Consider the following 16,022-nt stretch of genomic DNA (forward strand, 5'->3'; position numbering starts at 1 on the left):
CATGTTTTTATTAGAATACATTACGCCCGCGATCATACTCTTTGCAATTGTTGTTTCTGCAATCCGAATCCTCCGGGAATACGAGCGTGGCGTGATTTTTTTCCTCGGCCGTTTTCAGAAGGTCAAGGGCCCGGGGCTGATAATCGTTATACCGTTCATCCAGAAAATGGTGCGGGTCGACCTGCGCGTCATCACCTATGACATCCCGACCCAGGACCTCATATCGCGCGATAACGTGACCGTGCAGGTCAGCGCGGTATTGTATTTCCGCGTGGTCGATCCGGAACGCGCGATCATCCAGGTGGAACAATTTTTCGAGGCCACCAGCCAGCTGGCACAGACCACGCTGCGCTCGGTGCTGGGCCAGCACGACCTCGACGAAATGCTGTCGCAACGGGACAAGTTGAACGCTCACATTCAGAAAATCCTCGATGAGCAGACGGCTTCCTGGGGCATCAAGGTCACCAATGTCGAAATCAAGCATATCGACCTGAACGAGAGCATGATCCGCGCCATCGCCAAGCAGGCCGAAGCCGAACGCGAGCGCCGCGCCAAGGTCATTCACGCCGAGGGCGAACTGCAGGCATCTCAAAAGCTGCTGGAGGCGGCGGAGGTCATGTCGAAAAATCCGCAGACCCTGCAGCTGCGCTACCTGCAAACCCTCAACGACATATCAAACGAAAATGCCACGACGATCGTGTTTCCGATACCGATTGATATTATGAAACCGTTCACCGGACCGAAGCCGGAAACTGTCGAAAAGAATTAGCGAAAATAACTAGGGGGACTGACCACTTTTTACAGCCAGATTTGGAGACAGCATAACTGTTTTGATCCCGAGGAAGAGGCAAACAGGTATACCGTGGAACTAATTCACTCGGGCGCGGGGCGCAGCAGTGCGGCGTTCACCTCATAACTCGAGCCGTCAAGGGCGCGAATGCTGATCTCCCACAGCTCTTCGTCCGGAATACTGGTGCGTTCATGGCCCGGCAGCTCGAACTCGTCGTCGACCTGTACACCCCACTGACGCACGTGGCGAACCGCCTTTACCGGTATTCGCCCAACGTCGAAACGGTCGCGGAACTCCCTGGGTAGCGACTCATCCGCAAACACAACATAGCCACGCCGTTCGATGGCGGCGACTTCGTCGGGCAGCCTGGTCGTAGGATCGTTCATCATTGCATACTCCTTCGGTTACACCGCACGCACACTCCGTAAATCCCGAAACAGTATACCAGTTTCTTTACCTATGGCTTTCAAACTGTGGTGACAGTTTACTTAACTCACCCGGCTTGCCGGCCTGGGGCCGGTCTCTAACTTTTTTTAAATCGCTTCCGGGGAGAAGTCGAGCCTGATTCAACTTTTCGGGAGTCAAATCCTAGGACAGACTACATTTCTTGAATAACTAATTAAAACGTGGTCTGTCCCCTATACTAAACCTCTCCCAATAAGGCGCGCAGTCCGGGGACTTCGCGTTTCAATTCCTCGAGTGAGGTTTCCGCCGAATCCAGGTTAATAACCCGGTTAACGCCCGCTGCACAGACAACCATCGCGGTGGCTTCGATCCGCGCGAAAAGCCAATAAAATCGACCGGATTTCTCCGCATTGCAATGGACCGCCTCGATGGCAATTACCCTGATCTTGTCGTCGGCATGAATTTCGCTGGCGCGCAGCTTCCGCATCGATCGCCCCGGACTATTCATGCGGCCTGACGCATTCGTTGCATGCCGCGCCAGAAGGATGGTGAACACAACAAGCCGAGCACGAGATATAACAGTTGCAGCGGAATCACGCTGATTTTGCCGCTGCTGTCGAGTTCAAATACGGCATCGATGAATTCCGGTTCGAGTGCGATCGACGCATCCTCGATATTGGCCAGCAGGCCGGACAAGGGCCCGAACAGCGCCCATAACTGCCCGGTCTCGGCCGGATCGCCCAGGCCGACCCGGATTCGAAGATTTAGATCCCGTTTCCGAAACGCACGCCAGATATCGCGCCCGAATCGCAGTGTCCGTTGGCGAAAGGATTTTTGCCGCAGCGCAGCCAGCGGGTTGGATTTTTTACGCGCCGTTTTGGCCCTGGGCCGGGTCGCGTCGTCGGATATCTTTATTTTCGGGGCGGACGCGTTGCCCCGCGGTGGCGCCAGCCGCACGCGAACGAGGCCGAACAGCCATTCCAGCCTGGCCTCGCCGCGTAGTTTTTGCTGCCAGTTGAGCTCGTAAGTCAGGGTGACCGGGACCGCTAGCAAGGCCAACAATACCAACAGGACTATTGCCGTGGCGGACAACACCGGAGCGCACGCCGATCAATCGTTGTCCTTGGCGCCCTTGGTGGTGGCCACCTTGCCGATGGACTCGGCGACCTTTTCCAGTACCGACGCGGTGCCGGATTTGATCGGTTCGACGCGTACACCGTCGGCATTGATAATGACCAGCGCCACCGGCTTGACGCCGCCACCGCCGCCGGTCCCGCCGCCCTGCCCGCTGCCCTTGTTCGGTTCCGTGCCCTTGCCGCCGCCGACGCCAAAACCGAAACCGACATTAATCAGTGGGATCAGCGTGTTACCTTCAACCGTGATGGGTTCACCCACGACCGTTTTGCTGTTGAGCATGCGCTCGATTTCGGCTACCGCCTTGTCGAACAGGTTTTCGATGTCTTGCATTGTATTCTCCTATGATCGGTAAGCCGCAGTTAATCACTCGTTCCGGCATCGCGTATTGACGTGAGTCAGGCATTCCTGTCATCGGCTGGTGTAATTTGGGATTTTGATATCGATTGGCCAGGCGACGGCGGGATTAAAAAGCAAACCAGTGAAACAAGGCAAAGCAAAATATGGATACCTTTTTATAGCGGCGAATATCGTTTATCTATTCTTCGTTATCAGGGGTTTGCCCAATCACCATTACCTGGACTGGACGCGGGAATTTCAGATCGGAGATTGCATTGCAATCATCATATTCACCATCCCCCTGGTTTGCCTGGTCCTCAAATGGCTCTCCCGCAAGCAAGACTATGTTAAAGATTCAATCTGGTTTGCCTTTTTTACTTCGGTTCCGTTTCTGATTTACGACTCGCTTTATCTCGGTATCTTCAAGGGCTTCGGTTTCAGTTATTTTCGTGAATTCTGGTTTTTGACCATCTTTTATTTCATTGTCTGGGTAGAGATGCCGCTCATCGGCTATCTCATGCAAGTCGATGATCCGAAGATTACGAAAAAGCATTTGCTGATGTTATTGATCGCTGTCGTGGCTTGGTGGCTGAATTGGTGGGAAGGATCCTACAGCCATCATTATCTGGACCTGGCATTGAATATGAAGCTTGCACATCTCATCAACATCGTATTGATGCTGTTGCCGATTATTTACCTTGTGCTCAAATTTCATTCCAGCAAAGCACAGTACTTCAAAGATGCCATTTTTCTGACGCTCTACCTGATGTTCATATTCGTGCTGTTCGACTTCTTCTATTTCGCAATTTCACAGGATCATGGTTTGCGTTATTTAGTCGATTACTGGTTCGTTACCGTGCTTTACGTCATTTTCTGGATCGAAATCCCGTTAGTCGGCAGGGTGATGCAAAAAGATATTTGAGCAATTTCGATGACAGTTTACCTGTTTCGGCATCGAGGAATCGGCAAATGGGTATACTGTCCCCGGAACTGGTAGGTCGATTTACCGGGCAGCAGCCAGTCCTTTCTGTACCGCTTCTCTATCCTGGATAAGCTTCGCCCAGCGTAATACGTTGCTGTACGAACCCGTGTCCAGGAATTCGGCGGCATCGTAAACTTTACCCAGTGCCAATCGCCCGTACCACGACCAGATCGCAATATCGGCGATCGAATAGCCGCTGGCACACATACTTTCACGCTCGGCCAGGTGACGATCCAGTACATCAAGTTGACGCTTGGTTTCCATGGCATAGCGGTTGATCGGATATTCCATCGGGTAGGGTGCATACTTGTAGAAGTGTCCGAAACCGCCGCCGAGGAATGACGCACTGCTCTCCTGCCAGAACAGCCAGGAAAGGCATCCCGTGCGCTCCGCCGCATCCTGCGGCAGCAAAGCACCGTATTTCTCTGCCAGGTAGAATAGAATCGCACAGGACTCGAACACGGATTGCGCGGGGGATTGGGACTGATCGAGTATGACCGGAATTTTCGAGTTCGGGTTGAGCTTGACGAAATCGGAACCGAATTGCTCGCCTTTGCCGATATCGATGCGGTGCAGATCGTAGGCCGCATCCGTCTTACCCATTGCCAGCAGTTCTTCCAGCATGACCGTGATCTTGATGCCATTGGGCGTGCCCAGCGAGTACAGTTGTATCGGTTTATCGCCGATCGGCAGGGTTTTCTCATGGGTCGGCCCGGCGATCGGGCGGTTGACGCCGGCCCATGTGCCGCCGCTTTCCTTGTCCCATGTCCAGACTTTCGGTGGGGTGTAGTCGCTATCGCTCATCGTGTGGATCTCAGGTTTCGGTGATTTCAGTGGATAATAAATCAATCGGCACTTGCTTGTGGATTTAAACGATGCCGGGATTTTTGGTCATTCACGGATAAACAATCGACACGGTTTGGCCTTATAATGACTTGCCCACTCACCAACATCCCCAATCCGGAGGATTTCTTATGGCCGCCTATTTGATTTTCACGCACAAAGTTACCGATGCCGACACGTTGAACAACGTCTATCTCCCCAAAGCCGTCGAGACACTGGGGCCCTACGCCCCGGAAATTCTCATCGTCGACGAAAACATCGAGGTGATCGAAGGCGATACCGGCGATACCCGCACCGTCATGCTGAAATTCAAGGACCGGGACGAGGCGAAACGGTGGTACAACTCGCCCGAGTACCAGGCCATCGTCAACCTGCGAATGGATTCCATCTCAGGCGCTCGCGCGGTACTTTGCGACAGCTTCGAGGGATAACAGGCCTGACCGCTAAAGTGTGGTCGATGAGAAAAAATCAGATCTCGATGTCCTGCGCATAGCAGATATATTCCAGCAGCGGTTTCGCGGCCCTGAAGGTTTTTTCCACCTCGCCCACAAAACCGTCGTCGAGAATGATTTCGGGCGGCTCGCGACGCATCAGGAAAAAGCTTTTACGCTTGAGGTCCTCGATGTGCTCGTGCTCGGCATCGAAACCGCGCGGCGGGCGCTTCAAACCCTCGCCGCCGATGCCGCCGAAGAATTTCTTCACCGAGCGGCTCGACTTGATCCGCCGCCATGCGTGCGGGTTATCGACGATGGTATTGCGTATTTTCAACAGCTCGCTGCCAGGCGGCAGCCAGATGCCGCCACCGAACACGGCCTCCTCGGCGGAGAGATGCACATAGAAACCCACCGTATGCGCATCCTTGCCCAGTTCATGGCGAAATTGACAGGCCGCATGCAGTTTGTAGGGGCGTTTGTCTTTGGAGAAACGTACATCGCGGTAAATGCGAAACATCGAGCCGCCGTGGGGGCGTGAATCGGCAATAAAATGCGGCGAAATCCTCTTAAGCCGAGGTGCCATCGCATCGATGAAAGCGCACATTGGTTGCACCACCGCCTGCTGATAGCCCGGTTTATGTTCGTTAAACCAGTCTCGATTATTATTTTTCGCCAGTGCCTGGTAAAAATCGAAGAATTTCGGCGTGAACATATTCAGTTCTCAAGTGGTTGGTCCGGTAACAAGCCGGGGAATTAAAGTGTGCACAAACCTTCGGGGAAATTGGAGGGCAGTATACCAAATTAAGTCAGCTCAACTTTCGGGCCGGGCTCGATGAAACAAGTATACTGTCCCTCGAATTCCTGGAGCGGGATCTACTGAACCCGTAATATTGATTAAACTGTTATCCTGATTCTGGAATGGTAATCGACTTATTTAATCGCCGAAACAGGAAATGATAAGACCAGGACCCTTCGGGCGCGGATTGGCCGCGGTCGCCATGCTCGCGTGGTCGGGTTTAGCCATCACGGCACAACCCTTCGCCGATGTGCATGTGCATTTCAACTGGGACCAACGGGAACTGATCGACGCCGAGCAGGTTGCCGCGAAGCTACAGGCCGCAGGTGTTGAATTCGCAGTCGCCGCGGGAACGCCGTCCGAACTCGCGCTCGAGCTCGCCCGCGCTTCGGGTGGCCGTGTCATCCCGCTATTTTCGCCCTATATTCACGAACTGGGGCGCCGCGACTGGCACCTGGACCCGCGCGTCGTCGCCAGGGCGGAGGCCGGATTAAGTGCGGGCGACTACTACGGAATCGGCGAAATTCACTTCATGACCGGGTTTAAGCCAGGTCTCGATAATGGCGTGTTTGTGCAGTTGATGGCGCTCGCGGTCGAGTACCGGGTGCCGGTGCTGATACACATCGATTCGGGCAACGAAGCAGCCTTCATGGCAGTCTGCCGCGCCTACCCGTCGCTGGATCTGCTGTTCGCACACGCCGGCGGCAATCTGTACCCGTCACACATCCGGCGCATCGTCGAGGCCTGCCCGAACGCATGGATCGAGTTCTCCGCACGCGACCCGTGGCGCTTCGGCGGACTGGCGGGCGAAGACGGTCGCCTGCTGCCGGAATGGCGCGAGCTGGTACTCGAACACCCGGACCGTTTCGTCACCGGCACCGACCCGGTCTGGCGGGTCACACGAACCCAATCCTGGGATCTCGCCGACGACGGCTGGGATTACTTCGAACAGCTGATCGCCTGGCACCGCGCCTGGCTCGCGAACCTGCCCGAAGATGTGCGGCGCAAAATCAGCGTGGAAAACGCGCGGCGACTCTTCAGGCGGGAATAAAAATTACGAAAAGAGGACAGAGGGATGAAATGGTAATCCCTCCGTATCCTTTTTTCTAAAAGTGACAATCACCTCAATTCCATATTAAGTAAACGGTCATCATTATTTGAAAATCTATGAGAACTACAGAATTTTCTGAATCACGAAGATAGTATCGCAGCTTAATTTCAGGCGGCGGTCTTGTGCGAAGCGTCGACCGCGGCCGGGGTAGTCGACGCAGGTCGAGCCAGTCCCAGGCAGGCCATGGTCAGCGCCGGCAGGAAAGTCAGGGTAACGATCGCGGTGCCGACAAGACCGAACAGCACGATCGCGCCGAGTCCACGATAGAGCTCGGTGCCCTCCCCGGGAATCAGCACCAGCGGCGCCAGGCCGCATACCGTGGTCAGCGTCGTCATCGCGATTGGGCGCAGCCGGATTGCAACTGCTTCGCGCACGGCATCCCGGGCCGCCATTCCCTGTTCGCGGAAATTGACCATGGCCTGGTGCACGATCAGGATCGGATTGTTGACCACGGTGCCCATCAGGATCAGGAAACCGAGCATCGTGATCATGTCGAAGGATTGATGGATCGAACCCAAACCGATCAACGGTAGCGCCGCGCCGACCTGGTTCATCAGCCACAGGCCGACGATGCCGGAGGCGATACCGAGCGGGATCGTCGTCATGATCAGCAGCGGATAGCCCCAGTGCGTCAGAATCGCGACCAACACCAGGTAAATGATCGCCAGCGCAATCAGGTAGTTGGCGGAGAGCGACTGGCGCGTTGCCTCGAGTGCATCGCTGGCGCCGGAGATCAGAATCTTGACGTTACTCGGAATTTTGCCTGCATCCTGCAGATTCCTGACGACGTCTTTTTTGACCAATTCGAGCCCGGTTTCGAGCGCAATGTTGTCCGGCGGAATGATCGACAGCGTTACCGTGCGTCCGCCATCCACGCGGCGAATATCGCTGGTGTCTACCGATTCTACAATGCGTGCCAGCGAGGCGAGCGGAACCACCGCTTTTGCCGGCGTGTAGATCGGCAATTGTTCAAGCGTATCGAGCGCGGCACCCGTAGCGGCGGCGCTGTATGCATAGATGTCGATCTTTTCATCGTCGATAAAGAATTCGTCGATGTAGGCACCGTCGGTCAGCGCAGCGACGGTGAAACCCATGTCGGCAGCGGTCAGGCCGGTTTGTTGCAACCGATCCCAGTAAGGCCGGATTTCGATCATCGGTTGCGACAGCGTCAGCGAGCGCGGCTGCGAGCGCACGCGCGGTTTTTTCAATACTTCGCGCGCACGTGTCTCGATGACCGCGGCCACGCGATATATGTCGGCCAACGAAGGACCCGAGATGTCGAGATCGATGCTGCGGGTACCGCCGCTGTTGCTGGTGATGATCGAACCGCGCGCGACGAAGGAGCGCATGCCGACATAGGATTCGAACTTGCGGTTGACTGCGTCCATCAACGCCTTGATATCGTGCGGATCCTTCGTCTGGGCGATAACGAATAATCGGGTTGCCTGCACGCTGACGTTGACGTAGAGCAGCGCCGGCACTTCGGTTTCGCCGCGCTGGAACTGCGCCGGGTCGTGCTCGAGAAACGGCAGCATCCAGGCCTGGATTTCCTCGCCGATGCGAGTCATGGTGCCGAGATTGTAGCCCGTCGGCGGCGCCAGGTTGGCGAACATCTTCGGTTCCTCGCCCTCAGGCAGGTACTCGGCAGGCGGCGTCAGGTAGACGATGACCGACGCGCAAACACCGACCACGACAGCAATTACGCCGGCACGGCGCAGTGGCGAAGCGATCATCCAGTCAACACCGCCGGTCACCCGTTCGCGCCAACCGGCAGACACCGCCGCGGACCCGCTTTTGGCACCGAAAACCTTGACCGCCGCGGCCGGGATGACCGCGATCGCAACCAGCATCGAGGCGATGATCGACGCCGAAATCGCGATCGCGACATCGGAATAGAGTTGGCCTGCCTCCTGCTCGATAAAACCGATCGGCACAAACACCAGCACCGTGGTCAGGGTCGACGCTAGCACCGCCGGCCAGACCTTGCGCACGCCTTCGACCGCGGCGTGCCAGCGATCCAGCCCGCGCCGCCAGGCGTTCTCGATGCTTTCGAGCACGACGATGCTGTTGTCCAGCGTCATGCCGATCGCAAACGCAACGCCGGCGAGCGAAATCACGTTGATCGTGCGCCCGGCGAGAATCAGCCCGGTAAACGCGGCGATGGTACAGATCGGAATCCCCATGACGCCGATCAGCGTAACGCTTAAGCGGCGTAGAAACAGGAACATGACCAGGCTGGCGAGCGCGGCGCCGATCAGCAGGTTGGTCCAGACGTTATAGATCGACGCCTCGACGTAACCGACGTCGTCGGCCAGCAGGCGCATCTCCATGCCTGCCGGATTCAGCACATCGCGGTTGATTTCGTCGACCAGCGGCATCATTCCGCGTTTGATGTCGATCACGTTGGAGCCGGCCTGGCGGCGTACCGACATGCCGAGCGCGGTGCTGCCGTTGGTATAGAAAAAGCGGTTGATTTCGAAGTGGCCGAGCCTGACCTCGGCGATTTCGCCAAGCCGAATAAACGCGTCGCCGCTGGCGTCGACGATGACCTGTTCTAAGTCCTCGATACTGTCGAAGCGACCGATGGTGCGCAGCAGGTAGCGCCGCTTGCCGGACTCGATTTCACCGCCGGAAATATCGCGGTTACGTTCGCGTATCGCCTGCCGTATCTGGCCCATGGTCAGGTTGCGCTCGGCCAGTCGCACCGGGTCGACGAGGACCTGGATCTGGCGCGCGGCACCGCCGTAGGTCGAAACCTCGGACACTCCTGGCACGGTTTCGAGGCGGGAGGCGACATTGTCACGCACGAAATCCTGCAGCGGCGCCATGTCCAGGTTACGTGGGTTACCGGCCAGCGGCATGACGCGAAAGTACATGAACGAGTTCGACGAAAACGAGGTTGCATAGATGCGCGGCTCGTCGACGTTGTCCGGGTAAGCGGACACGCGATTGAGCGCGTTGATGACGTCGATCAGCGTCTGGTTCAGATCGATGCCGAACGGAAACTCGAGCTCGACGCGCGCGCGGCCGAAAGAGGCCGACGACACGATACGCTGCAGGCCCGGTACGCTGCGCAGCTGTTCTTCCTGCTCAATCAGTATTTCCTTTTCGACGTCCTGCGGCGTCGCGCCGGGCCAGATCGTACGCACCGAGATCGTGCGCACCTCGAGGTCCGGAATCATCTGCACCGGGATGCGCGTGGCCGCAACCAGGCCAAGCACGGTAACGATTAATGTCGCGACCGTGATCAGGATGCCGTGCCTGACCATCTTTTCGAACATAGTTTAGCTATCCGCCTCGCGCAGGATGACCGTCTGCCCTTCGTAAAGCGATTCGTTACCACGCACAACCACCAGCGCACCCGCCTCGAGACCACTGGTGATCGCGACGCGGCCGCCGAAACTTAGCCCCGTCTGCACTCGCAGTTCGCGCACCCGGGCCTGCTCGCCACCCGCGTCCGCGATCCACACCGTGACGCGACCGTCGGGGTAGCGAATGATCGCATCGCGCGGCACGACGACACCGCGTTCGCCGCTGTCGAGACGCAACACGCCGCTGGCCGACATCCCGGGCGCGAGCCTCACTTCGGTATTGTCGAGCGCCGCGCGGATCAAAAACGTGCGGCTAACCGGGTCGGTAACCGGAACGATTCGATCGAGACGGCCGTCAAATAGTTGGCCGGGCAAGGCGTCGAGCTGGACGCGCAGGCGGGTCAAATCGCCAATTTTCGCGTAAACCGATTGCGGCGCCTGGAAATCGATGCGTAACTCGTCCAGCGCAACTAGCTCGATCACGGTCTGGCCGGGCTGAATCCACTCGCCCCGCTCTACCAGCTTGCGGCTGACCACCCCGGCAAAGGGCGCGGTCAGGCGATGACGTTCGAGCCGAGCGGCCTCGCGTTTCTCTTCAGCCTGGGCGCGCCGAAGGCTGGCCACATCGATCTGGACCTCGGCCGCGATCGATTCGGCTACCGACAGACTCTGAACTTCCCCGAGCTTACGCGCCTCGGCGAGGCGCCGGCGTGCATCGGCGAGTTCGTGCCGCGCCTGTTCCGTGGACGCCCGCGCCGCCTCCAGCGTTAGCGCCTCGAGTTCCGAGTTGAGCCGCAGTATCTGCGCGCCGGCGTCCACGTGATCGCCCGGCTCGACTCCGATCTCATCGACGATGCCGCTGACCTCGGTGGACAGTTCGGCAATGCGCGGAGATACGACGGTGCCGGTCAATGGCACCTCCTCGATCAACGCGGTCTGCTCAGCGCGGCTAACGAGAACGGTGGGGGCATTTTGCTGCGCCGTTGCGAGCGAAACGCCGAACAGCCACAATGCCAGCAGGCAACCGGCCGGGATAGACCAGCTTATGTCGGACCGCCTCGTTTTCATCGTTTCCTCATGCGCCACGGACAAACAAAACCATAAAGTATCACCTACTGCAAAAAATGGCGATCTGCACAAGCCCCTGGGATTATTTCGAACAGCTGATCGCCTGGCAACGCGCCTGGCTCGCGGACCTGCCTGAAGACGTGCGGCGCAAGATCAGCGTGGAAAACGCGCAGTGACTATTCGGGCGGGAGTAAAGCGGTTAAGGTGACAATTAACTTATACTCGCAGTGCAGAAATCAGTTAACTGTCACCAATTCGGATCAAGCTTTCCCTCTGAAGATCTCGATCAGGCTCGCGTTATCCTTATCGAGGTAACCGGCAGCCGAGGCGCGTTGGTATAGCCCGAGTATGAAATCAGGAAATTCGGTGTTTATTCCAAGATCACCGGCCAGAGCACGAATGGCAGACGCTGCCTCGATCGAGGTTCCGACCGTGGCCGCGATATCCTTCTCGTAGTCGCCGCTTTCAACGACCCTGGCCAGGTGGCGGGCCCGATCCCCCTGCGGGAACATACCGGCATATTCCGCGAGGGGCACGCCTTCCGACTCGCAGATATGAATCCCGTAGACAATCGCAACCGTGTTGGCGACCAGCCGGGATACGAGCGCCATGTCGAGCGCCGCCGCGGCTCCTATGGTCGCCCCGAGATAGCGAATATCGCCGCCGAGGTGATCGATAAACCCGGCGCATTCGTCGTAAACCTCGCGTGATCCCGCCACCAGCAGTTGCCCCTCGGCGGTACCGATCGATGGCGGATAAACCATGATCGAGCAATCGAGGTAACGCCCCCCGTGCCGATGGGTCCAGGCTTCGGCGTCCCGGGCTTCGGCCGGCGTACCGGTACTCATCTGGATAACAGTGCAACCGGACAGCAGCGGAACGATCTCGGGATCGTCGAGCAGCGCACGGGTAGCCGCGTAACCGTGGATGCAAACCATGATGCGAGGGCTCGCCTCGATCGCCTGTTTCAGGCTTTCGGCCACGGTAGCGCCCAACGCCGCCAGGTCTCCGGTTTTATCTGCAGACCGGTTCCAAACCGTCAAATCGCACCGATGATCGATCAGCGTCCGCGCGATGGCGGATCCCATGGCGCCCAACCCAACCAACGTCAACTCACTCATTGCAGACCCTCCCCTTTCGAGCAATCCTGTGATATTCCGGATATTCCGGGGACAGTATACCTATTAGGGGACAGACCCTGGTTTTAGTTAAAGCCCAGGAAAACGTTTTCTATCCCCTATTTGCCACGGGCAGCAATGTCAATCCTAATGACTGTCCCCGTATTGCATTGATCTGATCCATCAGGTCCTGGCGAACGTAATAAAGGTTAGTTAAATCCAGTTGGCCGATACGGCATATCAAATGAGGCAATAATCCCGATCATGAACCCTGTAACGGAATCATCGACACGAAACACCCTGGTCCGCCCACTCATTGCGGCGCTGGTCACGCTTGCGCTCGGCGGTTGCAGTTTGCTGGGTATTCGCACCGCCGAAGAGGCGGCCTACGTCGTGGTGAGCAACCAGGACGATATCGAGTTGCGCGAGTACGCCGCCTACATCACGGTCGAAACGACTGTCAACGCTGAATTTAAAGATGCAGGTAACCGCGCTTTCCGCAAGCTGTTCGACTATATCTCTAGCGAAAACCGGACCCGACAGAGCATCGAGATGACCGCACCGGTGATCGCGAGCGAGACAGGTACCGCCGATGGCGAGTCCATCGAAATGACCGCCCCCGTCGTCACTACGAAACAGCAGAACGGCTGGCGCTACGCCTTCGTGTTGCCGGCACGTTACACGATCGACAATGCGCCACTGCCCGTAAGCGAGGATCTCAGTCTTGTAGAGAACAAGCCGAAGCGCGTCGCGGTGCTGACCTTTACCGGATCGTGGCGGGAATCCGGTTTCAGGCAACAGCTCGACCGGCTACAGGGCTGGATAGAGAGCAACCAGCTAGAATCCGCCTCGGAGCCGCGCTTCGCCGGTTACGATCCGCCCTGGGCGATACCCTTTCTGCGCCGCAACGAAATCATGATCGACATAAAATCCTGACAGGATTACCAGCTTGAAACGAAAGACTTACCTATGCTGAGAGCCATACCCGTAAAATCCCGCGTAGCCAGGGGCTTACTCGCCGTTCTCGGAATGTGGCTCGGCACGGTGGTTATCGCGGCAGCCGCGCCAGCCGCCTCCGAGCAGGGCGAGAACCGGGCGCGGATCGAGCCAACGGGTTTTTTCTACGGCGGCGCGCTCGGTGTGCGCCGCGAGATTTATGCCGACTACGAGCGTCGCATTATCCCCTTGCCCGTCATCGGCTACCGCGGCGAAAAGCTGCGAGTGTTCGGCCCCTTCGTCAGCTACGAGGTCGGGCACGCCGGCGCAATGGATCTCGATGTCAGGTTGAGCCCCCGTTTCAGCGTTTTCGACGAATCCGACAGCGATAACTTTGACGGCATGGAAGAACGCGAGTTTTCGATGGACGCAGGCTTCGGCCTGACCTGGGCACGCGACGACTGGAAACTCGAGCTGGCCGGCCTGCGAGACGCGCTCGATCGCTCGAACGGAAAGGAATGGAGCGCGACCCTCGGGCGCGCGTACCGCGCCGGCACGCTGTTGCTCGAACCGGCTATCGGTTTGAGTTACCTCGACCGCCGACACGTGGATTATTACTACGGTGTCGATACAAGCGAGGCCACGGGTTCGAGGCCCGTGTATCGCGGCGACAGTGCGCTGAACACCACGCTCGGACTGACCCTCGCTACACCCGCCCTGTTCGGCGGGCTGACGCGCATCGGTATCGAGAACACCTGGTACGATTCGCCGATCGAGGACAGCCCCATAACCGACGCGGATTCGAACCTCAGCGTCTTCATCGCGTTCTCGAAATTCTTCGATAAGTAGTCCCGACCTCACGGAGATAGAAGTTAAATTAAAGGATTAGCTATATTATCCTCGGGACTTTCGGTTACCCAATACGATGATCCTGGAAGCCACCCATACTCATTTATATCCCGGCCTCGAGGGGAAGATACCTGGCCTGGCGCAAATAGCGGAGATGCAGTCGGGCGGCGATTGCCTGGTCGAATTTTCTGATGGATCGGTAACCCCCGCCAGAATTACTAAGTCCGAGAACGGTTGGCAACTCGACACAGACGCCTATCGTACGGCAGCCGGAACGAATATCCCGGAAAAGCGCTGGCTAGTCTCTCTGAGAGAAAACGGTAACCACGTAAGTTTTCGAATTGTTAGACGCGACTAATCCATAAGATCCTCTTCCAATCTGTAAAAACGTGATCTGTCCCCTATATTCGATCTACTGGTCGATCCCAGGTCTCGACAGCTCGCTCGCGATAAACCGCTCACCCTCAAGCACAATTGTTATCGAAAATCCTAACTATAAGTTCAGTGTATTGACCTTCGACGTCCTCGCCGCTGTGTTGCAGATAGACATCACATTTGGGGCTAAGGTACATCGCGGTAAATGCGAAACACCGAGCCGCCGTGCGGGCGCGAATCGGCAATAAAATGCGGCGAAATTGGAGGGCAGTATACCAAATTCAGTCAACTCAACTTTCGGGCCGGGCTCGATGCAACGAGTATACTGTCCCTCGAATTCCATCATCCAATCTATATAAGCGTGGTCTGTCCCCTATATATTCTCCGAATAGATACTATGATCTATCGTAGATAACCAGTCTGTTTGATTGGGCTTCAAACTAAATTAGGAGTCAATTAGCAATGCGAAAACTGAATAGTATTGGATTAACCATAATTTTAGCTGCACTCATTTTACCGACTGTTGCCAATGCCGAGTCCTGGATTTGCGAGCATGAAAATTTAATGCGTGAAATAACCGTCGAACGTGAAACTACCGATCCGGCACCTTGCTCAGTGGTATACAACAAAGACACCGAAAATCTCGGTTCCACGGTACTCTGGACTGCACAAACCGACGGCGCTTACTGCGATGCTAAAGCCAACGTCCTGGCCGAAAAACTTGAAGGTTGGGGCTGGTCTTGTACTGCATTTTGACAACAATAAGTAAAAGTAATCAGGGGACAGTATACATATTTCAATCGTAAAGCTTGACGGGCTTGGATAGGTATACTGTCCGCTCTAATCCCTGAAAGAGGACTAGTCAATAATTCGATTGCCAGGTAATCCTCTTTTACAAAAATCGCACAGGCTAAAAGGGTTCAAGCCTGACATCCCACATTCGAGCAAGCGCATCAAATGTAAGGCCTGCCAGCGCATACAGGCCCATCTTTCCAAACACGCCGATCCTGAATTAATGGCCAGCACCATCTATAGTTAATTAGTATTGGAAATCGACATCGAAGGGAGTACTGGGTTGAAATCGATCTTACTGGCAGCAGCGATGAGCATTCTGGTTCTGAATGCAAGCCAGGCCAAAGACGCCCTGACGAAAGATATCGTGGTTTACAAAAATCCCGAGTGCGGCTGCTGCACCAAGTGGGTTCGCTATCTCGAGGAAAAGAATTACAACGTTACCATCGAGCACACGCGAGACATTTTCGAGGTGAAAAAGCGCCTCGGCGTACCCGAGAAACTGGCTGCCTGCCATACCGCTGTCATCGACGGCTATGTCATCGAGGGCCATATTACCCACCGCGACATCAAGCGCCTGCTGTTGTTCCGACCAGAGGTTACCGGAATCGCGGTTCCAGGCATGCCGATCGGCACCCCGGGTATGGAGCAGGGCAACACCAAACAGCCTTACGACGTCATCAGTTTCGATAAAAAAGGCAATACCGGGGTGTTCGCCAAACACTGATCCTCGATTCCA

At 56.5% G+C, this 16,022-nt stretch carries 17 protein-coding genes; 8 read left to right on the forward strand and 9 right to left on the reverse strand.

The window, feature by feature from the left end:
* The first annotated feature begins 1 nt into the window (after position 1).
* Positions 2-769 (forward strand): slipin family protein, encoded by a 768-nt coding sequence (locus OES20_12805; GenBank protein ID MDH3635570.1) that lies wholly within the window; start codon positions 2-4, stop codon positions 767-769.
* A 104-nt stretch (positions 770-873) separates the two neighbouring features.
* Here the strand turns inward: OES20_12805 and OES20_12810 are convergent, their stop codons facing one another.
* The 4 genes from OES20_12810 to OES20_12825 form a co-directional block, all read right to left on the reverse strand.
* Positions 874-1,179, reverse strand: a complete 306-nt coding sequence (locus OES20_12810) for a hypothetical protein (protein MDH3635571.1) — start codon at positions 1,177-1,179, stop codon at positions 874-876.
* A gap of 254 nt (positions 1,180-1,433) precedes the next feature.
* The gene (locus OES20_12815) at positions 1,434-1,682 is read right to left on the reverse strand and encodes a hypothetical protein (GenBank protein MDH3635572.1); all 249 of its coding nucleotides are present in this window, start codon (positions 1,680-1,682) and stop codon (positions 1,434-1,436) included.
* A gap of 17 nt (positions 1,683-1,699) precedes the next feature.
* Entirely contained in the window at positions 1,700-2,290 is a 591-nt protein-coding gene (locus OES20_12820; protein MDH3635573.1) for a DUF2953 domain-containing protein, read from the reverse strand.
* Between the two features lie 15 nt (positions 2,291-2,305).
* Positions 2,306-2,662 (reverse strand): spore germination protein GerW family protein, encoded by a 357-nt coding sequence (locus tag OES20_12825; GenBank protein MDH3635574.1) that lies wholly within the window; start codon positions 2,660-2,662, stop codon positions 2,306-2,308.
* A 148-nt stretch (positions 2,663-2,810) separates the two neighbouring features.
* Between OES20_12825 and OES20_12830 the strand changes: the two genes are divergently transcribed.
* On the forward strand, positions 2,811-3,590 hold the full coding sequence (locus OES20_12830) for a hypothetical protein (GenBank protein MDH3635575.1): 780 nt from the start codon (positions 2,811-2,813) through the stop codon (positions 3,588-3,590).
* Positions 3,591-3,671: 81 nt separating this feature from the next.
* On the opposite strand, the gene yghU is transcribed toward OES20_12830, so the two are convergent.
* Positions 3,672-4,454, reverse strand: coding sequence for a glutathione-dependent disulfide-bond oxidoreductase (yghU, locus tag OES20_12835; GenBank protein MDH3635576.1), 783 nt, complete (start codon positions 4,452-4,454; stop codon positions 3,672-3,674).
* 170 nt (positions 4,455-4,624) lie between these two features.
* Here yghU and OES20_12840 point away from each other — a divergent pair, with 170 nt between their 5' ends.
* Positions 4,625-4,924, forward strand: coding sequence for a DUF1330 domain-containing protein (locus tag OES20_12840; GenBank protein MDH3635577.1), 300 nt, complete (start codon positions 4,625-4,627; stop codon positions 4,922-4,924).
* A 37-nt stretch (positions 4,925-4,961) separates the two neighbouring features.
* On the opposite strand, the gene OES20_12845 is transcribed toward OES20_12840, so the two are convergent.
* Positions 4,962-5,639 (reverse strand): DUF2461 domain-containing protein, encoded by a 678-nt coding sequence (locus OES20_12845; protein ID MDH3635578.1) that lies wholly within the window; start codon positions 5,637-5,639, stop codon positions 4,962-4,964.
* A gap of 241 nt (positions 5,640-5,880) precedes the next feature.
* Here OES20_12845 and OES20_12850 point away from each other — a divergent pair, with 241 nt between their 5' ends.
* The gene (locus OES20_12850) at positions 5,881-6,774 is read left to right on the forward strand and encodes an amidohydrolase (protein MDH3635579.1); all 894 of its coding nucleotides are present in this window, start codon (positions 5,881-5,883) and stop codon (positions 6,772-6,774) included.
* Positions 6,775-6,941: 167 nt separating this feature from the next.
* Here OES20_12850 and OES20_12855 read toward each other — a convergent pair whose 3' ends face one another.
* The 3 genes from OES20_12855 to OES20_12865 form a co-directional block, all read right to left on the reverse strand.
* Positions 6,942-10,115: an efflux RND transporter permease subunit gene (locus OES20_12855; protein ID MDH3635580.1), complete on the reverse strand. Its 3,174-nt coding sequence runs from the start codon at positions 10,113-10,115 to the stop codon at positions 6,942-6,944.
* Positions 10,116-10,118: 3 nt separating this feature from the next.
* Entirely contained in the window at positions 10,119-11,285 is a 1,167-nt protein-coding gene (locus OES20_12860) for an efflux RND transporter periplasmic adaptor subunit (GenBank protein ID MDH3635581.1), read from the reverse strand.
* Between the two features lie 188 nt (positions 11,286-11,473).
* Positions 11,474-12,334 (reverse strand): NAD(P)-binding domain-containing protein, encoded by an 861-nt coding sequence (locus OES20_12865; protein ID MDH3635582.1) that lies wholly within the window; start codon positions 12,332-12,334, stop codon positions 11,474-11,476.
* 261 nt (positions 12,335-12,595) lie between these two features.
* Between OES20_12865 and OES20_12870 the strand changes: the two genes are divergently transcribed.
* The 4 genes from OES20_12870 to OES20_12885 all read left to right on the forward strand — a co-directional run bounded on the left by OES20_12870 (position 12,596) and on the right by OES20_12885 (position 16,010).
* Complete coding sequence (locus tag OES20_12870; protein ID MDH3635583.1) at positions 12,596-13,267, forward strand: heme-binding protein; 672 nt, start codon at positions 12,596-12,598, stop codon at positions 13,265-13,267.
* Positions 13,268-13,360: 93 nt separating this feature from the next.
* The gene (locus OES20_12875; GenBank protein MDH3635584.1) at positions 13,361-14,116 is read left to right on the forward strand and encodes a MipA/OmpV family protein; all 756 of its coding nucleotides are present in this window, start codon (positions 13,361-13,363) and stop codon (positions 14,114-14,116) included.
* A gap of 939 nt (positions 14,117-15,055) precedes the next feature.
* Positions 15,056-15,247, forward strand: coding sequence for a hypothetical protein (locus OES20_12880; protein ID MDH3635585.1), 192 nt, complete (start codon positions 15,056-15,058; stop codon positions 15,245-15,247).
* A gap of 319 nt (positions 15,248-15,566) precedes the next feature.
* The gene (locus OES20_12885; protein ID MDH3635586.1) at positions 15,567-16,010 is read left to right on the forward strand and encodes a DUF411 domain-containing protein; all 444 of its coding nucleotides are present in this window, start codon (positions 15,567-15,569) and stop codon (positions 16,008-16,010) included.
* Positions 16,011-16,022 lie beyond the last annotated feature (12 nt).

Source organism: Gammaproteobacteria bacterium (assembly GCA_029862005.1).
Lineage (GTDB): Bacteria > Pseudomonadota > Gammaproteobacteria.